This is a genomic window from Thiocapsa sp. (assembly GCF_018399035.1).
GTDB lineage: Bacteria > Pseudomonadota > Gammaproteobacteria > Chromatiales > Chromatiaceae > Thiocapsa.
In genome coordinates this window covers 5,321,119-5,341,080 of sequence record NZ_CP073760.1, presented here as the reverse complement: position 1 = coordinate 5,341,080, position 19,962 = coordinate 5,321,119, and the positions used below count along the sequence as shown (strand labels likewise).

Sequence of the window (19,962 nt, the reverse complement as noted above, 5' to 3'; positions counted from 1 at the left end):
ACACCCGCGTCTCGGTCGGTCGGTTGTACCGCACGACGCTCGGCACAACCTCCCGGATGTCGGACAATGCCTGTCTTCACGACCCGACAGACGGTCACCTGCGCTTCAACCTCCGACAAGGATCTCGACATGACCCGTTTCTCATTCCTGAAGGGCCACCGCGGCGAGTATCTCGTCGTCCTGCAATTCGTGCTCTTCTTCGCCTTTATCTTCACCCCCGCGTGGAATCCGCTCGCGACCCCGGCGCTCATGGATACCCTCGCTCCCGTGCGCTGGCCGGCGTTGATCGCCTTCTGGGCGGTCGCCCTCATCCTCGGCGGGTTCGGCTCGGTCCATATCCGCGAGTATCTGACCCCCCTGCCCTATCCGGTGGATCACAACCAGCTGGTCAAGCACGGCGTCTACTCCCGGGTTCGCCATCCACTCTACAGCAGCCAGCTCTTCGCGGCGGCGGGCTGGGTGTTCTTCACGCTCAGCATCCCGCACCTTGCGATCCTGGTCGTCGGATTCTTTTTCTTCGACTACAAGGCCAGCAAGGAAGAGGGCTGGTTGACCGAACGCCATCCGGAGTATGCGGAGTATGCGAAGGAGGTGAAGAAGCTCATTCCCTTTCTTTATTAGCGCATTCTTCAAGGTGGTCACCTCGTTTTTGGGGTCACCGGCGAGACCTCGCATGTCACAAAGAGGCGCGGTTTAAAGTGGTTTAAAGGGGTTTAGAGGCGGCGGCCAGCACATAGTCCAAACCCCCGTAGACGCTCTCGGCGGTCATGCCGAGTGCGAGTCTGGCCGGGAGTCGGGTTGCGGGGTGGAGCCGGTCGAGGGTTTCGGGGTGTCTCGAGAGATAGTCGTGTAAAGGGGTGTAGACGCGATCGCGGATGGAGGCGACCTCGACATCTCCGAAACCGCAGGCTTGCAGCTTGTCCGCGTAGTCCTCGCGGGTGTAGACGTTTTCGGCGGGGATCGCGAACTTGCTCGCGACCAGCTTCCAGGACCAGCGTTGCTTCAGTCGGGTTCGCCAGTCGTCGGACAGCGGCATGGGGATGATATCGGCCGTGACCAATCGGCCGCCGGGGCGTAGGACGCGGAAGGCTTCCTCGAAGAAGCGTTCGCGGGTCTTGAAGTGGAAGGCGCATTCGAGGGCGACGACGGTGTCGACTGAATTCGACGGCAGCGGCATCTCCGTGGCCGAGCCTTCGCGCAGGTCGATGCGCTCGTCAAGACCGAGGTCTGTAACCCGGCTGCGTGCGACGGCGACCTGGGATGCCGTGATGTTCAAACCCTGGATGTGATCGGGCCGGTAGGTCCGAAGCCAATAGATATCTTGGTCGGCGAAGCCGAAGCCGACGTCCAGCACCCGGTCTCCCGGCCCCATTGCTGCACGCTCCGCGACCAAGGCGGCGAGCGCTTGGCAGGCGTCATCCAGCGTCTGCTCGCCGCTCCAGTAGCCCAGGTTGAGATAGAGCCCGTTTTCGGTGGCCACGTCGGTCGACAAAAGGTCGTAGACGTGGGTGACGTCCCACGATCGGAAGGGGTTGTAGAGCCAATCGAGATAGGCGAGATGCCGTCGAAACGGCCGGGGAGTCGACATCGGGGTGACCTGGATGGTGGGTTTGGAGTCCGCCCCTAATGTGTCGTCGCTCATCGTCCATGACTCGCGCCGACACATTCCGGATTGGTTCGCATCTCAACGGGCGCCAGCATTCCACAACCACTGTTGGTCGTGGCGCTTGGAGTTCTTCGCCCTCCATGCACATCGACGGGCCTACCGCCCGCAGCCATTGCCAGGATATTTCGAGCGGCATTGGAATCTCGATCGTTCACCGCACCGCAGTCCGGGCATGTCCATACCCTGACCTTGAGCGGCATGTCGGCCTGATACGCACCGCACTCCGAGCACGTCTTGCTCGTCGGCGCGAATCGGTCGGCGAGGACGATGGTCCTGCCGTAAAACTGCGCTTTGTATTCGAGCTGTCGGCGGATCTCGCCGAACCCCGCATCCAGGATCGAGCGGTTCAGCCCGGCCTTCTGAGCGACCTTCTTGCCGGGCGCCTCGGCGGTTCCCTTTGCGCTTGCGGTCATGCCGCGCACATTCAGGTCTTCGAGCGCGATCACGCCATGTTCGCGGATCAATCCGGTCGTCAGTTTGTGCTGATGGTCCGAGCGAGTGTCGGCGACACGGGCATGAATGCGCGCAACCCGTTTCACCTGCTTACGCCAGCGGATGGAGCCCTTGCGCTTGCGGGACAGCCGCCGTTGCGCGAGCTTCAGCCGACGCCGATAGCGCTTCAGGTGGCGCGGATTACCGGATTTGCGCCCGTCGCTGGTCACGACGATGTCGTTGACGCCGAGATCGACGCCGACGCCGGACGCGCTCGCAGGCAACGGCGCAATGTGCTCCTCGACCATAAAGGACACGAACCAGCGTCCGCACGCATCGACGCGCACCGTGACCATCTTGGGCGCGCCGCCCGGGACGCGCGACCACCGGATGTCGAGCGCGCCGAGACCGGGGAGCTTCAGCATGTCGCCGGCCCGGTAGACGTTCATGACGCTGCGCTGATCGATCTGATAGCGAATCGACGCCGCCGCGCGACGTTTCTTGAATCGAGGGTAACGGGCGCGCTTGGCGAAGAAGTTCGCGAAAGCGCGGTCTTGGTCGCGCAGGGTTTGCGCGAACACGGTTGCAGGCACGTCGCGCAACCACGCATACGGCTCCAATGTTTTGAGCCACGTCAGCTCGCGCGAGAAGTCCACGCCGGTGACGCGTTCGCCGTCAATCTTGTAGGCCGCCGAGCGCCACGCCAATGCCGTGTTCCAAACCCAGCGCGCAGCACCGAAACACTGCCCGAGCGTTTTGGCTTGGGCCTCTGTCGGATAAAAACGAAATTGGTGCGAACGCTGGATCACGTGTGCTATCGTACTTCTTTCGTGAATATAAAGCAATACAGCCATGCCGAAAGTTCCACTGAATGTTCGCGTCGATCCCGCGTTGCTCGAAACACTCAAGACGCAAGCCAAAAACGAGAACCGCACGCTCAGCAACTTGATCGAGACTGCGTTGAAGCGCTACCTGGAAAGAGGCTCGCTGCGCTCGAAGGATGGCGGGGCGGACAACCCTTGATGGCCCTCGCGCCCTCTGCTCCGCACGCTACGCAATCGGGCTGGGGGGGCGTCGTTCATCCATGAACTCCTTCGAGGTTCGCCGGGATGCGGTGCTCGTGCCGAGCGCGATCGATGCATGAGATTCGGCGCTCGCTGAGGCTCGCCGGCGTTGTAGTAATCGTTGTCGTTGTCGTAATCGATTACGACAACGACAACGATTAGCGCCGTAGGTTGTGCCGAGCCGCGCGAGGCACAACCAACCAACGGCGGAAGTTGTGCTTCCTATCGTCAGCACAACCTACGGGGTTGGATTCAAGACGTCGCCGAGTGATTCGGTCGGCGGCCCGCAACGGGGGCCTCGGCAGCGATAGATGCGCGGGCGCACGCCGGGGGCCATGGCGGCGAGTGTGCCGGGGAGATGGCTCGCGTCGGCGGGGATGCCCAGCACGAAGCGGCGCGGTCGGTAGCCGCGTTGGGCTTCTCGGCACCAAGCGTCCAGCCGCTCGTCGCCGGCGCGGATGACCAAAGTCTCGGGCGGGTCGAGCCACTCGTCGAGCGCGAACAGGAGTGTGGCGTGGGCATAGGGCATGCGGCCGATCGACTCGGCCGCCAGCTTCAGGGTCCGTTCGGCCGCGGCGAGATAGCGCGGCTCGCCGACGAGATGGCCGAGGCGCTGGAGTGCCATGGCGGCGATCCCGTTGCCGGACGGGAGGGCCTCGTCGCCGAGCGGTTTGGTGCGGTGGATCAGGGTCTCGTGATCGCGGCCGGTGAACCAGAAACCGCCGTCGATCGGATCCTCGAACTGATCCAGGAGCACCTCGGCCAGCGCGAGGGCGAAGTCCAGATCCGCCCGCGACCAGCGCGTCTGCAAGAGCTCCAGCAGGGCATCGAGCAGGTTGGCATAGTCGTCGAGATAGGCGTTGAGGTGGGCGGTGCCGTCCTTGTAGGTCGCGAGCAGCCGACCCTCGCGCCAGAGTGTGCCGCGGATGAAGGCGAGCGCCTGCTCGGCGGACTCCAGATAGTCGGGCCGATCGAAGGTGCGCGCGGCACGCGCCATGCCTTTGATCATGAGCGCGTTCCAAGCCGTTAGGACCTTCTCGTCCCGGCCCGGGCGAACGCGGTGCTCGCGTGCGACATAGAGGGTCGCGCGGGCGGCGGCGAGCAGTGCCTGCACCCGCGCCGGCTCCAGCCCGAGGTCACCGGCGACGGCCTCGGGCGTGCGATACCCGTGCAGATGCCGGCGGCCCTCGAAGTTGGCCGGACGATCCAGACCGTAGACAGCGGCAAAGGGCGCATACTCGGCGGGTGCGAGCAGGGCCTGGATCTCCTCGCGATCCCAGACATAGAAACTGCCTTCCTCGCCCTCGCTGTCGGCGTCCAGGCTGGACCAGTAGCCGCCCTCCGGGGATTGCATCTCGCGCAGCACCCAGTCCGCGGTCGTGATGGCCGCATCCCGGAACAAGGCGTCCTCGGTCACGGCGAAGGCATCGCAGCAGAGCGCAATGAGCGGTCCGTTGTCGTAGAGCATCTTCTCGAAGTGCGGGATCATCCATCGCGCATCGACCGAGTAGCGATAGAAGCCGCCGCCGAGCTGATCGCTTAGGCCGCCGCGAATCATCCGCTCGAGCGTCCAAAGCGCCTTCTCGAGTGCCGGCCGATCGGGGGCGCCGGTCTGCGAGGTGTCCGACGCGTGCCGGAACAGGAGCTCGAGGTTGGTCGGGTGCGGGAACTTGGGCGCATCGCCGAATCCGCCGTGCTCCGGATCGAAGCTCTCGTCGAGCTGCTGCAGGGCCGCATCGATCGCCGAGCGCTCGGGCAGCGCGTCCGAGGCACGCGGCTCAAGCTCGGCAAGCGCCGCCATCAGGCTCTCGTTTTGCGACTCGATGGCCGTCTTCTGCTCGCGGTAGGCCCGCTCGACGTCTTGCATCAGCTGCTTGAACGCGGGCAGACCATGACGCGGCTCGCGCGGGAAATAGGTCCCGGCGAAGAAGGGTCTTCGATCGGTCGGCATCAGGAATACCGTGAGTGGCCAACCGCCGGCGCGTCGCGCAAGGAGCTGATGCGCGGTCTGATAGATCTTGTCGAGGTCCGGTCGCTCCTCCCGGTCCACCTTGATGTTGACGAAGAGGCGGTTCATCAGCTCCGCGGTGCCGGGGTTCTCGAAGGACTCATGGGCCATCACATGACACCAGTGACATGCCGAGTAGCCGATCGAGAGCAGGATCGGACGATCCGTCTCGCGCGCCAGGGCAAGCGCCTCCTCGCACCAGGGCCACCAGTCCACGGGGTTGTGTGCGTGCTGTTGGAGGTAAGGACTGGTGGTCGCGGCCAGACGGTTGGCGTGGCCGGTCGGAGACGGATGGGCGTTCGACATGGCTGATCCTATGGGTTTGGGGGCGCGACTGATGGGGGATCGCTGTTGGTTATTGGTTATTGGTTATCGGTGAATCGCTGTTCGTTTTTGGTCGATACTTTCCCGGAAGTCACCGTACCTGATAACCGATAACCGATAACCGATAACCAAATTCCTCACTAAGAACGTGGGTCCCCCCGACTCCCCTTTCCATGCCCCGCCCGACCTTGCCCGGTTCTGATAGTCTGTGACCGCGCGAGACAACAAGCGCCCAGACACCACAGGACACGCGATCATGAAGACCCAACCCCTCATCCTGAGCAAAGACCAGGAACGCCGCCTCATCGCCGGACACTGCTGGATCTACAGCAACGAGGTCGATACCAAGGCCACGCCGCTGAAGGATCTGCAGCCGGGTCAGCCGGTGGCGATCCGCAGCGATCACGATCGCTGGATCGGCCACGGCTATGCCAATCCGCACTCCTTGATCTGCGCCCGCGTGGTCAGCCGCGATCCCACCCAGCCGCTGAGCCCGACCCTTTGGCTGAAGCGCATCCACGATGCGCTGGCGCTGCGCGAGCGGCTCTACACGCGTCCCTTCTATCGTCTGATCTTCGGCGAGAGCGACGGGATGCCGGGCCTGGTCGTCGACCGCTACGGCGATCTGCTCGCCGTGCAGATCACCACCGCCGGCATGGAACGGGTGCAGGGCGAGATCCTCGCCGCGCTCGAGCAGGTGCTGCGCCCCAAGGCGATCGTGCTGCGCAACGACACCTCGGTGCGCGAGATGGAGGGTCTGACGCAGGGCGTCGAGGTGATCCTGGGTTCGCCCGAGGACACCCTGCCCCTGATCGAGAACGACCTGGAGTTTCTCGTCTCGCCCCTGACCGGCCAGAAGACCGGCTGGTTCTTCGACCAAGCCGAGAACCGCACCCGTCTGGCACGCTACGGCGTCGGGCGGCGCGTGCTGGATGTCTGCAGCTATAGCGGTGCCTGGGGTCTGCGTGCGGCGGCATTGGGCGCCGAGCAGGTGGTCTGTGTCGACAGCTCGCTGCCGGCGCTCGAACGGGTCGCCGACAATGCGGCGCGCAATCGGCTGTCGGAGCGCGTCCAGGGCCGGCACGGCGATGCCTTCGAGGTGCTGCGCGCCCTGCGCGAGGAGGACGCCCGTTTCGACACCGTACTGCTCGATCCGCCGGCCTTCATCAAGCGGCGCAAGGACGAGAAGGACGGGCTCCAGGCGTATCTGCGGCTCAATCGACTCGGGATGGAGCTCTTGGAGCCGGGCGGTCTGTTGGTGACCTCCTCGTGCTCCTTCCACATGGGTCGCGACGTCTTCGTTCGGACCGTCCAGCAAGCAGCGCGCCGCGCCGGTCGGACCCTGCAGTTGTTGGAGACCGGTCAGCAGGGGCCGGATCATCCGGTGCATCCGGCGATCCCGGAGACCGCTTATCTCAAAACGCTCTTTTTCCGCGTCCTTCCGGAATTCTGATCGGCGATCCCCGGGGCTCGGCTCGGGATTTCCGGATCGAATCATCGCGAAACAAGATGGCGTTTTGTCATGAGGTTACCTACACTTTCGCGTGTTGCCGATGAGCACGGCCGACGCCGTGGCACCCCTCCAGACACCGGATCAGACCCATGCACACCGACGCGAACGACCCCACGACCGCCATCCCCGAGCACACGACCCGCCGACCCGAGCAGGGCGCTCAGCGGGTCCGCTACCTGCTGACGGCGCTCGCCGTTGCAGGCGCCTTGGGACTCGCCGGCTGCGGCAGCGCACCGAAGATGGCGACGGTCGAGCCGAGCCACGCGGACAAGGTGGTCGTGAAGAAATCGCAGCGCAAGCTGGAGCTGCACAACAACGGGCGGGTGATCCGCGAGTACCGGGTCGCACTTGGAGGCTCACCGGACGGTCACAAGTTTCGCGAGGGAGACCAGCGCACCCCGATCGGCGACTATCTGCTCAACTGGCGCAACCCGAACAGCAGCTTCCATAAATCGATCCACATCTCCTACCCGAGCGAGCGCGACAAGCTCGTGAGTCGCTCGCTCGGCTATTCGAATCCGGGCGGGATGATCATGATTCACGGACTGCCCAATTACATCCGGTCCGAGGCACTGCGCCAGCAATACGCGGACCGAGACTGGACCCAGGGCTGCATCGCCGTGCAGAACCACGAGATGGACGAGATCTGGGCGATGGTGCGCGACGGCACGCCGATCAAGATTCTGCCTTAAACCGCGCCCGGCGCGGTATGCGCTGTTTTTGGATGGGATCGGCCCCGGCAGACTCGACGATTGTTGGAGCTGGCGCGGTTTAGCTCGGGAACGATTCAAAAAAACGTCACACGTAGGATGGGTAGAGCGCAGCGAAACCCATCCACCCCGCGTCAAAGGCATCGGGCCGAAACCCGGAAATCCGGCGGTTTGGAGGATGGGTTTCGCTGTCGCTCCGGGGCTACCGAGACCGGCATGTTGGAGCGTTGAGGATGGGTTTCGCTGTCGCTCTACCCATCCTACCCGCGCCCCGCCCTCAGATCCGCCCCTCCGCCGTATCCGGTAGGATAATATTGAGCTCGAGGACCTCGTGACTGTCCTCCTGCTCGTATTTCACCGAGACGGCGTTCATGTCGACCTCCACATACTTGCGGATGACCTCGAGGATCTCCTGCTGCAGCTTGGGGAGATAGGATGGACGGCCACGTTGCGTGCGATCGTGGGCCACCAGGATCTGCAGCCGCTCCTTGGCTACACTTGCAGAGCCCTTCGGTCGCGAGGAGCGGAAGTAGTCGAGTAAGCCCATAGGTCAGCCTCTGAAAAAGCGCTTCAGGAAGCCCTTCTTCTCCACTTGGAGAAAACGGTGCGGCACCTCGTCGCCCAAATAGCGAGCAACCGTATCGGCATACGCCTTGCCGGCATCACTCTCACGATCGAGGACCACGGGTACGCCGGAGTTGGATGCGGTCAGGACGGATTTCGACTCCGGAATAACGCCGACCAGGGTCAGCGACAGGATCTCCTGCACGTCGTCCACACTCAACATCTCGCCCTTCTCGACGCGCGCCGGATCGTAGCGGGTGAGCAGAAGAAACTCGCGGATCGGCTCCTCGTTGGCCTCGGCCCGGCGCGACTTGCTCGACAGGATACCCAGCATGCGATCGGAGTCCCGCACCGAGGAGACCTCGGGATTGGTCACCACGATGGCATCGTCGGCGTAATACATGGCCATGGTCGCGCCGTGCTCGATCCCGGCCGGCGAGTCGCAGACGATGAAGTCGTATCCGTGGGCAAGCTCCTCGAGCACACGGCCCACACCCTCCTTGGTCAGTGCATCCTTGTCGCGGGTTTGAGAGGCCGGCAGCACATAGAGGTTGTCGCAACGCTTGTCGCGGATCAGGGCCTGGTTGAGGTTGGCCTCCTGATTGATGACATTGACGAAATCGTAGACGACACGGCGCTCGCAACCCATGATGAGATCAAGATTGCGCAGGCCCACATCGAAATCGATGACAACCGTGCGATGACCGCGTTGTGCCAGTCCCATAGCCAACGCGGCGGACGTGGTCGTTTTGCCGACCCCGCCCTTGCCCGAGGTGATCACAATAATTCTCGCCAAAGTAGCCGCCTCCAAAATGGGATGGTCCGTCGCCCAACCCTGCGTCGGGTCAAAGTTTTTCGATTCTCAGAATCTTCTGGTCCAGATAGATCTGGACGGGAACACCGCGCAGCTCGTTCGGGATGTTCTCGCTCACCCGGTAATGCCCCGCGACGGACACCAGCTCCGCCTGAAGGTCTTGGCAAAAGATGCGCGCATCCGTGTTGCCCTTCATGCCGGCCAGCGCACGACCGCGCAAAGGACCGTAGACATGGATGTTGCCGTCGGCCATCAGCTCCGCGCCCGAGCTCACTGCGGCGATGATGGACAGATCCCCGCCGGCGGCGTAGACGCGTTGCCCCGAGCGCACCGGGCGCGTGACCAGGGTGAAGGCCGCACCGGCTCCCGCACGCAGCGTTGCCGCGGGCTCGCCCTGCTGCACCGACGGCACAGCCGCGGCGGGGGCACTCGGCGCGGACTCCTCGGGCGCGACGCTGCGCTCGGTGCGGGTCGCACGGGTCTCGTGCTCGCCGAGGATCGCCAGCTCCATCGCCTCCGCGGCCTCGTTCTGGGCCTTGTTGCCGCCGCGCACGCCGAATGGAATCATGCCGTAGCCGCGCAGTAGGCCGACCAAGAGCGGAAACTCGACCTTGGCGCCGCCTTCGGGAAAGGCGCTCAGATCGATCACGACGGGCGTATTGCGAAAAAACTCGGGCGCCTGCTCGACCCGGGCGCCCAGCTCGGCGGCGACCGCCTCGATGTCGGCCTCGAGCAGACGAATGATCGGCAGGGTGAAACCGGCCGCCTTGAGCTCGAAGACGGCGGGGCGATCCCCGACAGACGTACGTTGATACCCTGCCATGTTGCTTTCGGGACAAACGCCCGTCGATCTCCGCTGAAATGAATCAAAAGGCCGCCGTTCATCGACGACGTCCGGTTCCGGGTCCTAGTGCAGCACGGCAGATGTGTCGAGACCATTCGTTGTCGTTGTCGTTGTCGACCATCGATTACGACAACGACAACGACAACGACAACGAGAATGATCTCTGCTCTGCTTCATCAGCCGTGACGCGAGGTGCCCTGCAACATCGCTCAGCCGGGCGGCCACTGCATGGGACGTCCGCCCAGGAGATGCAGGTGCAGGTGATACACCGTCTGCCCGGCCGCCGCGTTGCAGTTGATCAAGGTCCGGTAGCCGCTGGCGGCGATCCCCTCCTGCTCGGCGATCTTGGCCGCGGCCAGGAACAGCTTGCCGATCAGCTCGGCATCCTCGGGCTGCACCGCGTTCAGGGTCGGGATCGGCTTGCGCGGGATCACCAGGATATGGGTCGGCGCCTGCGGGTGAAGGTCTCGGAAAGCGACCAGGTCGTCGTCTTCATAGACGATGTCGGCCGAGACTTCGCCGGAGGCGATCTTGCCGAAAATGGTATCAGACATCGTTGCGATCCGCTCCGTTATGAGACCAGTGGTGTCAGAGTCGGCGCCGACCGTTGAAGGCCAACGCCAGCGTGCCGCCGTCGAGATATTCAAGCTCTCCGCCCAGCGGGACGCCGTGGGCGATGCGGGTCGCGCTCACCCCGTGCCGATCGGCGGACTCGGCAATGAAGTGCGCCGTCGCACTCCCCTCGACGGTCGGGCTGATGGCGAGGATCACCTCGCGCACCTCCCCGCCCGATAGACGCGCGTCGAGCAGATCCAGGCCCAGCTCCTCCGGGCCGATCCCGTCGAGCGGCGAGAGCCGCCCGCCGAGCACGAAATAGAGTCCGCGAAAGTCCGTCGCCTGCTCGATCGCCAGGATCTCGGACGGCTGCTCGACGATGCAGAGGAGCCCGGCGTCGCGATGCGGGTTGGTGCAGAGCGCGCACAGCTCCTGCTCGGTCAGGGTCCGACAGCGGCGACAGCGCCGGATCCGGGTCATGGCATCGGCCATGATCCGCGCCAGACGCGCCCCGCCCTCGCGATCGCGCTCGAGCAGATGGAAGGCGATGCGCTGCGCCGACTTGGGCCCGACGCCGGGCAGGCACCGCAAGGCATCGATCAATTGACCGAGAAGCGGGCGCTCGGACACGGCAATGGGCCGCGCCTAGAAGGGCAGCTTCATCCCGGGCGGCAAGGGCAACCCGGCCGTCAGCTCGGCCATGTTCTCCTTCGCCTTCTCGGCCACACGCTGGCTTGCGCCGTTGATGGCGGCGGTGATGAGGTCCTCGAGCATCTCCTTGTCGTCGCTCATCACACCGGGGTCGATCTCCACCCGACTGACCTGATAGCGCCCGTTCATGGTCACCTTGACCATGCCGCCGCCGGACTCGCCGACGACCTCCTCCTGAGCGAGCCGCTCTTGGGCCACCTTCATGTCTTCCTGCATCTTCTGCGCTTGCTTGAGCAGGTTGCCGATTCCGCCTTTCATCATGCATTCTCGCGGGAAACCCCGACCGGATGGCCGAGGCGGGATAGCGCACGGCGCCGAACGCCGTCCATCTCCCGCATCCTCTCTTCTCGGTTGGCTATCTCTTTGGAAGAATCCGTCGCAGTGCGACCCCAGTCCATCCGAATCTCCGAACGGAGCTTCGGTGCAACAGAAACACCCGGCGCGCCGGTTCCGTGCCCGCCCGTTTCAATCCGCCGGCTCGATACTCCCGGCGATCCAGCTCGCGTCGAGCTCGTCCTGCATCGCGCGCGCAATCGGGTCCTCCTCCATCGCGGAGACCGCCGCCTGGCGACGCTCGCCGGTCTCGCGCTCGCGTCGCTGGGCCAGGGTCTCGCGCTGCGGCCGGGCGACCTGGATATCGAGCTTCACGGCCGTCCCCATGGTCTTTTCCAGGGCGGCGTGCAGGCGCGATTCCGCACCCGGCGAGCGCAGATGCTCCGCGGCCGGGTCCAAGCCGAGCGAGAGCCGCCCGTCCGCCCAGCCTTTCAGATCGCAATGGTGGGCGATCTGGCTTGCAATCCCGCCCAACTCCAGACGATCGACGAGCGCGAGCCAATCGGCGTGCGAGGTGAGCACGACCGCACGCGCGGCGCCTGCAATCTCGGTCGGCGCATGGGTCGCGGCCGCCGCACGCTGCGGCGGTGCAGGCTCGGCGACGCGCGGCTCGGCAACCGGCCTGAGCATCGACACCTGCGAGGATAATGGCGAGGCCAATGGCGAGCCGGCCGCACCGCCGGCGGACTCGGCCAGGCGCGTCGCACCGCCGGGCACGCTCTCGCGCTGTGTCGTGGGGCGCGTCGGCGCTCGCGTCGGTTCGTCCCGATTCGCGCCCGGCCGAAACGCCAAGGCGCGCAGCAGGACCATCTCGAAACCGGCACGCGGATCGGGGGCGAGCGGCAGGTCGCCTTGCCCGGTCAGAGCCACCTGATAATAGAGTTGAAGGTCCTCGGCCGGGAGCCCGCCTGCCAGCGCCTTCAGGCGTGCGGCATCCGGGTCGTCCGGGGCCAACGTCTCGGGTACCTGCTGAAGCAGTGCCAAGCGGTGCAGCAGCGCGATCAGCTCGCGCAACAGCTCTTCGAAATCCGGCGTGAGGGAGGCCACGCGCTCGACCTCGGCCAGGACACGCGCCCCGTCGCCCGCCGCCAACGCATCGAGCAGGTCCAGCGTCAAATCACCCGGCAGGGTTCCGAGCATGGTGCGCACGCCCGACTCCTCGACCCGCCCGCCGCCGAAGGCGATCGCTTGATCGAGCAGACTCAAGCCGTCGCGCATGCTGCCGTCGGCCCCGCGGGCCAGCAAGGGCAGTGCGGAGGCCTGAAACTCAAGCCCCTCGGCCTCCAGGACGTGCTGGAGCCGGGCGCGGATCTCCTCCGGCAAGAGGCGGCGCAGATTCAATTGCAGACAACGCGAGAGCACCGTGACCGGGACCTTCTGCGGGTCGGTGGTCGCGAGCAGGAACTTCACATGCGGCGGCGGCTCCTCCAGGGTCTTCAACAAGGCGTTGAAGCTGTGGTTGGAGAACATGTGTACCTCGTCGATCAGATACACCTTGTAGCGTGCACGGGCCGGGGCATAGGGGACATTGTCGAGCAGCTCGCGGGTCTGGTCGACCTTGGTGCGCGAGGCGGCATCGACCTCGATCAGGTCCACGAAACGCCCGCCGTCGATCTCCCGACAGGACGAGCAAACCCCGCAGGGACGCGCGCTCACACCCTCCTCGCAGTTCAGCGCCTTGGCGAGGATGCGGGCAAGCGTGGTCTTGCCGACACCGCGGGTGCCGGTAAAGAGATAGGCATGATGGAGCTGGTCGCGATCGAGCGCATTGGAGAGCGCGCGGACGACATGCGATTGTCCGACCAGATCATCGAAGCTCTTGGGGCGCCATTTGCGGGCGAGCACCTGGTAGGACATGCGTGGTTCGAGTCGGAGGAATTCCGTGTGTGGGCGGCTGATATGAACGGGGACGGACATCCGTTGCCGGGTCTTGCCGGTGGCCACCGCGGATGGGGCGGCGGCCGACGCCAGCCACACCCCGGCACACACTTCAACCGCTGCGGCTGCTCCCTTCCGGGCCTGACCGGGTTCACGGTTTCGCGTTGCGAGGGGACCGGCGCAAGCCACCATGACATCGATATGCGGGCCATGGCCCGGATCGACGCGCAAGGTTAACAAAGCGCACGACCGAAGACAAACACCCGACGCCCGACGCCGCTTCCGGCCGGCGCCGCCGGAGGGCGTATTCGTTCCGGACGACCGTGACTGGCTACAATCGTGGTCGCCTTGAGCTGATTCTCCGCACGGCTTGGTTGCGCGGACGCCCGGTTACTCCGCGTCGAACAGCTGCTCGCCCCGCTCGATACGGGCCGCCCGCAGCAGCCAGCGGCGCAGGGTCTCTCGATCACGGCAGGCACGCACGCGGGTCCCGAGCGGCGTGTCCACCGGCACGCCCCGTCCCTGCAACAAGGCGAGTACGGCATCGGCCAGTCCTTCCTCTCGTCCTTCCTCTCGTCCTTCCTCTCGTCCTTCCTCTCGCCCTTCCCTGCGGACTGCCTCCAGGCTGTCGTAGCCCTCCCGCTGCAGCAGATTGCGCAGCGTAGCGCGATGCCCCGCCGCGCGGTCGTACAGGGCTTCCACCGGGATCGGATTGCGCAGGATGCCAGGCGCCTCCAACACCTCGCCCGCCCCGACCAGGCGCGGCGGCTGGCCGGCCTCGTAGACCTCCACCCGCAGCGGACCATGCACCCGGACCACCCACACGTAACGGGTCCCGGCCGCCAGCAACTCGGCAATCTTGACCTTGAGATCCGCCTGGTCCTGACCGCGACCGGCATACTCGATGGCCAGCGGGGGCGCACCTGGAATCCAGCCGTCCTCATCCGCCCCGGCGGGGGCAGCCACGGCAACATCGGGGGCGCGAAGGGTGCCCGGCGCGGGCGTGAAGCCGGCATCCACGCCGGCCCACTCGACCGCCGGATCGCTGTCGATGACGGCGGCCCCGATCAGATTGGGCGCGGCATGCTCGCGCCGCGCCGGGGCACAGTAGAGGGGATGGCCGTTGGAGAGCTCATAGCGGTCACCCTCGCGCAACTGGTCGGCGCGAAAGGGGCCGATGGCGGGCTCGCGGTGGATCTTGGGCATGGCGCTGGACTCCGTCGTCGCAGGGGTGGCTCGGTTGTGATGATAGCCTGGTGTCATCCGTCATGAGGAGACCGCCCGACATGCACAGACTCATCGGCGCGATGCCCTCCTCATGGGCGCGCCGCCCGCGCCGAGCTCGCGGCAAGTCAAAGATGCGCCGACCGCTCTCCAGTCGATGCGTGTCCGGACTTTCAGTCCGTTGCCCGAACCCACCGCTTACAGCCGGCGGCTATTGAATAGCGTTGTTTGCTACGCTGACTTTCGGCGGATGTCAAGCCCAGGCGCCGCCCCCGCACCCGTCGCGTGCTATGCTCGTTCTCCCCTCGTCGACGGCGCCGGCCCCCGACCCCGGAAACCCGCGGATGACCCGAATCGACCCGACCGCTCGGGCGTGGCAGACTTGTCGCGGACGACCCGTGGTCGGGGCCGAGCATCCGGCACGGCGGAGCCCGCCGGCTCGGGACCCGCGCAAACAGACCTGCCGAGGCATCCTCATTCCCATGCGTCCTATCGCTCCGCTCCTCCTCGTCTTCGGGACGCTCGTCATCGGCGGCGTCGGCGATCTCGCCGCCGAGACCGAGCTCCCCGCAGCCCCAGCCCCCGAAACCCAGCCGGATGGCTGGAACCGAACCCTCGAGACCGCCACCGGATGGTGGGAGCGCTCGCGCGACTTTGCCGACCGGGCGGTGGCCGATGCGAAAGGACTCTTCGCCGACGATCGGGATTTCGCCCGGGTTTGGGGCTCGGTCGTCCCCACGCTGGACTCGACGTTGGTGCTGGAAGAGCGCCACGGCGAGCTGCCCGAGAAGACCTGGTTCGGGACCGACCAACGCTCCAATCGCGAGGAGATCAACGCCCTGCTCGATACGGCGGTGGAGATCCTCTCGACCTCGCCGATCCAAAACTACCGCGAGCGGATCCGGATCCTCCAAGCCCAGATCGAGAAGGCCCGTATCGGGATCGCCGACGCCCGGCAGAAGCGGATCGCCGCCCCTGCGGAGTCGACCCTCAGAAAGACCGTCACCGATTACGATCGACTGATTGGATCGCTGGAAGACGACATCGATCGCCTGAACGGCGAGCTGGCCGCGGTCAAACGGGAGTTTGCCGACGAGCTGCGCGGAATGGGTCTCGACTTGGGCGACGATCAACTCGAGCTGCTGCTCTCGACCGTTGTCGGCGACAATATGATCGACCTCGGCATCCTGTTCGACAACGTCAAGGCGGTCACCGCCCAGCTCAAGGTGCTGGTCGCTCAAAGCGGCGAGGATCTGCAGAGCGCGCGTCGCTATTACGGCCTCTATGTCGTCCTGCTCCAAGCGCTCAACCGCATGCATCTGCAGATCGAGGAGGCAATCGGCGAGCAATATATCCCGCAGATCGACGCCATCATCGCGCGTGCCCGGGAGCTCTCCGGCGAGACCCGAGCGCTGCAGCGCGAGTCGCCGGGACGCCAGGAGGTGCTCGCGGCCAATCTGGAGGCACAACAGTTGACCGTGCAGGCCGCCGAGATCTACCGCCGCTATCTCGGGGAACAGGCGGCACAGGTGAAGCTCGCCAGACGTGAGCTCGAGAAGGATATCGCCGCCGCCTGGAACACCTACGAGACCGTCCGGGTGTCCGGCGAGCTGGTGAGCCTGGTGCGATCGAGCCAACAGTTGCTCGATGGCCTGATGAATCGCCAAGTCCCGGCCCTGCGCCCCTTCGAGAACCTGGAGATGCAGCGCGAATTCCGGAAACTCACCGAGCAGCTGCGGACCCGCAGCGCCGGCTGAATCCCCTATCCATCCGCTATCGACGAGACCACGAACATGAAGATCGCCCGCTTTCTCGACACCCACTGCACCGTCCATTACGGCACCCCGATCGACGCCGGGCGCGCCGTCCGACTCGGCGGGCATCTCTACGAGGGCCTGACCGAGACCAGCGACGAGATCGCGGTGGCGCGCTGGCTGGCGCCGATCACACCCGTCAACGTCTACGGCATCGGCCTGAACTATCGTGCCCATGCCGAGGAGACCGAGGCCGCCATCCCGGCCAACCCGGTCGTCTTCATGAAGCCCACCACGGCGATCACGGACCCGGGCGAGCCCATCATCCTGCCGAACGCCTGCGAACACGGGCCGGAGGTCGACTACGAGGCCGAGCTGGCCGTGGTCATCGGGCGCACCGCGCGCGACGTCTCGGTCGCGTCCGCGCTCGATTACGTGTTGGGTTACACCTGCGCCAACGACATCTCCGCACGGCGCTGGCAGAAGGAAGGCGGCGCCGGCCAATGGATTCGCGGCAAGAGCTTCGACGGTTTCTGTCCCCTAGGTCCGGTCCTGATCACCGCCGACGAGATCCCCGACCCACAAGCGCTGAGCGTCACCTGCACACTCAACGGCGAGCGCGTCCAGACCGGCCACACCAGCGACATGATCTTCACCATCGCCGAGCTGATCGCCTTCCTCAGCCGCGACACCACACTCCTGCCCGGCACGGTGATCATCACGGGCACCCCGCCCGGTGTCGGCTTCGCACGCACGCCGCCGCTGTTCCTGAGCGCGGGTGATCGAGTCGTGGTCGAGATCGAGCGGATCGGGGCGCTTGAAAACCCCGTAGTGCAGGCGAAAAGCCTCGCCTGATCCCGATGTAGGGGCGATGTAGGCGATGTAGGCGATGTAGGCGATGTAGGCGATGTAGGCGATGTAGGCGATGTAGGCGATGTAGGCGATGTAGATACTCTGTTCTGACGCAAGTCCGATTTGCCTCCTATCCATCATTTTTTTCTATCCTCATCGTTGTTTCGGCGGGATGGTCGTTGAGCAGCTGCCAACCCCATCGGACCCACCTTCGATGATGGATGGGGCTTGGCTGCGGGTGGGGCGCGGGCGGACTCCGTGTGGACAACACGTGAATGCCGCAAGCGGGCGTGTGGACAAGCCGGGGACAACCCGCTCCCGGCGGGTTGCCCCCACCTTGACCACACTCATTCACCCGTTGCCCACACTGCGCCGCACTGAAGCCGCTGCTGGCTGCGAGCGTCTGCGACGCGACTGCTGCTGGTTTTTGATCAATGAATGCCCTGCGCCGTGGTGGTTGAACGCGCTCGTCTTGTCGGCGGCTCTTGGACGGCCACGCGCGTGCTGTCGGGCCAACCGAGGAGGGTGCCGTGGCGGACATCGCCGAGGTGCTCATGCCGCGGCCTCGCGAAGCAAGCAGAAGCGGCTGCCGTCGAACGCTTGGCGGTGCTTGAGCATGGCATAGATGGCATGCAGCAATTTGCGCATGACCGCGCAGATGGCCTGAATCTTCTTCAGGCCGCGCGCTTCGATGAGATGCGTGTAGTAGCTGTTGACGTGCGGTTCATGGCGCGCGGCGCTCAGCGCGGGCATGAACAGCGCCTTGCGCAGGTGGGCGTTGCCGGCCTTACTCAGGCGCGGGGGTTTGTTCACGCTGGTGCCCGAGGTGCTCTGGCGCGGATCCAGTCCGGCCAGGGCGACCCATTGCTTGGCACGCATGTCCTCGGGCAGCACCAGCAGCTCACCCATGAGCTGGATGGCGCTGGCGGCGGCGATGCCGGGGATGCCGGTGAGCAGCCGGTAGACCTGCGCAAGCTCCTCGTCGGCGCTGATGCGCGCATCGGCCCAGTCACGCAGGGCATCAATCCGGGCGGTGTACTGGTGGATGCTCAGGCGCACGTCATCCAGCACCACGGCCGGCGTGGTCGTGCTTTGCAGCAGCGCGTGGAGTTGATTCTTCGCCCGCGTGCGATCGACCACCAACGCCTCCAGGCGCCGGGCGCAGGCGCGCAGCTCCAGTGCCTCGGTCGCCGGGCGCCGCCATGGCTCGAACGGCATGCGCCGGGCAAACTGCGCCAGCACCCCGGCATCGACCGCATCGCTCTTGTTGCGCGTCTGCAATGCCTCGGCAAAGCGCTTGGCGGCCTTGGGGTTGAGCACCATGAGCGCCAACCCGGCCGCATCGATGGCCAGCGCCAGGTCCAGGTGATAGCTGCCGGTCGCCTCCAGGCACACCCGCTCCACCCGCGCACCTTGCAAGGCGCTTAATCAGCGCGGCATGACCGCTTGGTGTGTTGGCAAACTCGCGGACCTTGCCGAGCTTCTCCTCGGTGCTGACGGCCAGCGCCAGGGTCTTGTGGGCCACATCGATTCCGGCTGTATTCATCGTCTGTCTCTTCAGGATGCAACGCGATATTATGATTCCCGGTTCCCCGACCCTGTACCCTCGCCTACCGACCTTGTGTATGCAGGCTCCCGGACATGTCCACGGCCTCGGATACTCTTCGGTATGGGCGAAGAGGGCGGGGAGCCCATCTACATGCAAGCTCTGAACAGCGGAACACGACATCCAGGCTTCAGGGGCGAACGGCTTCCCGGGCACTCTTCATAAAGTCCGTTTATCGCTTTCCTTGTCAATCCCTTCAGAACAGAACATACAAGGGGCGACTTTAGTCGCCCAGTCGCACAGTCGCACAGTCCACGTTTATATGAGACCAAGGGGCGACTGAAGTCGCCCCTACATCGCCTCTACATCGCCTCTACATCGCCCCTACATCGCGTCGTTCCGGGCCTGCTCCAAACCTCCGAGCGGCAGATGGCCGAAGACGATATCGCCCTCGGTCCCGTCGTCGAGTGCGATCTTGCCGATGCCGTTGCGGCCGTCGCTCGCACGGATGATGTCGGCCCAGCCGCTGCGCCCGTCGTCGCAATAGACGTCGAAGACGGCGTCGGCCGAGCCGGTGAAGGCGTTGTAGCCGCCGCGGCAGCCGTTCCGGCCGTTGGAGACACGGAAATCGGCCACGAAGGGCGAAGAACGGTAGTCCCCGATATAGACCTCGCCGCCCATGATGACGGCGAAGGGACCGGAGGTCGAATAGCCCGGCGGCAGCCGATTCGGCTGGCCGCGGTCGATCTCGTCCAACACCTGGCTCACGCAGGAGGAGTAGGACTCCGGATCCAGGTGCGCGCAAAGACGCCGGCCGTAGTCCATCGGCGAAACGGTCGCGCTGATCCCACCCAGATGATTCGGCGGCACGAGTCCGCAGGCCCCGAGCAGGAGCGGCAACAGAGCGGCGACGTGAAAGCGGGTCATAAGCGTTCTCCGCGCAAGACGACCGGTCAACCGAGCGGGCCGGACGGGTGAGCCGGACCGGTGATCGTGCCGGTCGAGACCGCGTCGATGCGTCTCCTCGCCCGGTGAGCACGCGTTCAGTTTAGGCCCAATCGCCGCGGCCGGGGAGCAATTTCAAACCGACTCCCGACTCCCGGCCCCCGGGGACGGGTTCGAAAAGACGTATGAAACGCGAGCGGCGCACCCTGCACAGCGGCGCGCTTT

At 65.3% G+C, this 19,962-nt stretch carries 19 protein-coding genes and 1 other RNA gene; 6 read left to right on the top strand and 14 right to left on the bottom strand.

Annotated features, from left to right (window positions below; all coding sequences use genetic code 11):
• Nucleotides 1–129: 129 nt before the first annotated feature.
• Complete coding sequence (locus tag KFB96_RS24290) at nucleotides 130–621, top strand: isoprenylcysteine carboxylmethyltransferase family protein (RefSeq protein WP_213456043.1); 492 nt, start codon at nucleotides 130–132, stop codon at nucleotides 619–621.
• Nucleotides 622–703: 82 nt separating this feature from the next.
• Here the strand turns inward: KFB96_RS24290 and KFB96_RS24285 are convergent, their stop codons facing one another.
• Both KFB96_RS24285 and KFB96_RS24280 read right to left on the bottom strand, forming a co-directional pair.
• Nucleotides 704–1,588 carry a methyltransferase domain-containing protein gene (locus KFB96_RS24285; RefSeq protein ID WP_213456994.1) on the bottom strand — a complete coding sequence of 295 codons (885 nt, stop codon included), beginning with the start codon at nucleotides 1,586–1,588 and terminating at the stop codon, nucleotides 704–706.
• 50 nt (nucleotides 1,589–1,638) lie between these two features.
• Nucleotides 1,639–2,907: an RNA-guided endonuclease TnpB family protein gene (locus KFB96_RS24280; RefSeq protein WP_300970945.1), complete on the bottom strand. Its 1,269-nt coding sequence runs from the start codon at nucleotides 2,905–2,907 to the stop codon at nucleotides 1,639–1,641.
• 43 nt (nucleotides 2,908–2,950) lie between these two features.
• On the opposite strand from KFB96_RS24280, the gene KFB96_RS24275 reads away from it, so the two are divergent.
• Nucleotides 2,951–3,121 carry a YlcI/YnfO family protein gene (locus KFB96_RS24275; protein ID WP_213456047.1) on the top strand — a complete coding sequence of 57 codons (171 nt, stop codon included), beginning with the start codon at nucleotides 2,951–2,953 and terminating at the stop codon, nucleotides 3,119–3,121.
• Between the two features lie 279 nt (nucleotides 3,122–3,400).
• Here the strand turns inward: KFB96_RS24275 and KFB96_RS24270 are convergent, their stop codons facing one another.
• Nucleotides 3,401–5,476 carry a thioredoxin domain-containing protein gene (locus tag KFB96_RS24270; protein ID WP_213456049.1) on the bottom strand — a complete coding sequence of 692 codons (2,076 nt, stop codon included), beginning with the start codon at nucleotides 5,474–5,476 and terminating at the stop codon, nucleotides 3,401–3,403.
• Between the two features lie 274 nt (nucleotides 5,477–5,750).
• Here KFB96_RS24270 and KFB96_RS24265 point away from each other — a divergent pair, with 274 nt between their 5' ends.
• Nucleotides 5,751–6,947 (top strand): class I SAM-dependent rRNA methyltransferase, encoded by a 1,197-nt coding sequence (locus KFB96_RS24265; protein WP_213456051.1) that lies wholly within the window; start codon nucleotides 5,751–5,753, stop codon nucleotides 6,945–6,947.
• Between the two features lie 149 nt (nucleotides 6,948–7,096).
• Nucleotides 7,097–7,699: a L,D-transpeptidase family protein gene (locus tag KFB96_RS24260; RefSeq protein WP_213456052.1), complete on the top strand. Its 603-nt coding sequence runs from the start codon at nucleotides 7,097–7,099 to the stop codon at nucleotides 7,697–7,699.
• Between the two features lie 295 nt (nucleotides 7,700–7,994).
• On the opposite strand, the gene minE is transcribed toward KFB96_RS24260, so the two are convergent.
• From minE to KFB96_RS24215, 9 genes are all read right to left on the bottom strand, one after another.
• Nucleotides 7,995–8,264 (bottom strand): cell division topological specificity factor MinE, encoded by a 270-nt coding sequence (minE, locus tag KFB96_RS24255; protein WP_213456053.1) that lies wholly within the window; start codon nucleotides 8,262–8,264, stop codon nucleotides 7,995–7,997.
• 3 nt (nucleotides 8,265–8,267) lie between these two features.
• Complete coding sequence (gene minD / locus KFB96_RS24250; protein ID WP_213456055.1) at nucleotides 8,268–9,077, bottom strand: septum site-determining protein MinD; 810 nt, start codon at nucleotides 9,075–9,077, stop codon at nucleotides 8,268–8,270.
• 49 nt (nucleotides 9,078–9,126) lie between these two features.
• Nucleotides 9,127–9,918, bottom strand: coding sequence for a septum site-determining protein MinC (minC, locus tag KFB96_RS24245; RefSeq protein WP_213456057.1), 792 nt, complete (start codon nucleotides 9,916–9,918; stop codon nucleotides 9,127–9,129).
• A gap of 230 nt (nucleotides 9,919–10,148) precedes the next feature.
• A complete protein-coding gene (locus KFB96_RS24240; protein WP_213456059.1) occupies nucleotides 10,149–10,493 on the bottom strand; it encodes a histidine triad nucleotide-binding protein in 345 nt (114 codons plus the stop codon).
• 34 nt (nucleotides 10,494–10,527) lie between these two features.
• Entirely contained in the window at nucleotides 10,528–11,124 is a 597-nt protein-coding gene (recR, locus tag KFB96_RS24235; RefSeq protein WP_213456061.1) for a recombination mediator RecR, read from the bottom strand.
• A 15-nt stretch (nucleotides 11,125–11,139) separates the two neighbouring features.
• Complete coding sequence (locus KFB96_RS24230) at nucleotides 11,140–11,463, bottom strand: YbaB/EbfC family nucleoid-associated protein (RefSeq protein WP_366931464.1); 324 nt, start codon at nucleotides 11,461–11,463, stop codon at nucleotides 11,140–11,142.
• A 207-nt stretch (nucleotides 11,464–11,670) separates the two neighbouring features.
• A complete protein-coding gene (gene dnaX, locus KFB96_RS24225) occupies nucleotides 11,671–13,395 on the bottom strand; it encodes a DNA polymerase III subunit gamma/tau (RefSeq protein ID WP_213456065.1) in 1,725 nt (574 codons plus the stop codon).
• A gap of 105 nt (nucleotides 13,396–13,500) precedes the next feature.
• Nucleotides 13,501–13,597, bottom strand: an RNA gene (gene ffs, locus KFB96_RS24220) — signal recognition particle sRNA small type.
• Nucleotides 13,598–13,806: 209 nt separating this feature from the next.
• Nucleotides 13,807–14,622, bottom strand: a complete 816-nt coding sequence (locus KFB96_RS24215) for a Uma2 family endonuclease (RefSeq protein WP_213456067.1) — start codon at nucleotides 14,620–14,622, stop codon at nucleotides 13,807–13,809.
• A gap of 500 nt (nucleotides 14,623–15,122) precedes the next feature.
• Between KFB96_RS24215 and KFB96_RS24210 the strand changes: the two genes are divergently transcribed.
• Both KFB96_RS24210 and KFB96_RS24205 read left to right on the top strand, forming a co-directional pair.
• Nucleotides 15,123–16,397 (top strand): hypothetical protein, encoded by a 1,275-nt coding sequence (locus KFB96_RS24210; RefSeq protein ID WP_213456068.1) that lies wholly within the window; start codon nucleotides 15,123–15,125, stop codon nucleotides 16,395–16,397.
• 36 nt (nucleotides 16,398–16,433) lie between these two features.
• Nucleotides 16,434–17,249, top strand: a complete 816-nt coding sequence (locus tag KFB96_RS24205) for a fumarylacetoacetate hydrolase family protein (protein WP_213456070.1) — start codon at nucleotides 16,434–16,436, stop codon at nucleotides 17,247–17,249.
• 549 nt (nucleotides 17,250–17,798) lie between these two features.
• On the opposite strand, the gene KFB96_RS24200 is transcribed toward KFB96_RS24205, so the two are convergent.
• Together KFB96_RS24200 and KFB96_RS24195 are read right to left on the bottom strand one after the other, a co-directional pair.
• On the bottom strand, nucleotides 17,799–18,665 hold the full coding sequence (locus KFB96_RS24200; protein ID WP_213501575.1) for an IS110 family transposase: 867 nt from the start codon (nucleotides 18,663–18,665) through the stop codon (nucleotides 17,799–17,801).
• 511 nt (nucleotides 18,666–19,176) lie between these two features.
• Nucleotides 19,177–19,719: a hypothetical protein gene (locus tag KFB96_RS24195; protein ID WP_213501573.1), complete on the bottom strand. Its 543-nt coding sequence runs from the start codon at nucleotides 19,717–19,719 to the stop codon at nucleotides 19,177–19,179.
• Nucleotides 19,720–19,962 lie beyond the last annotated feature (243 nt).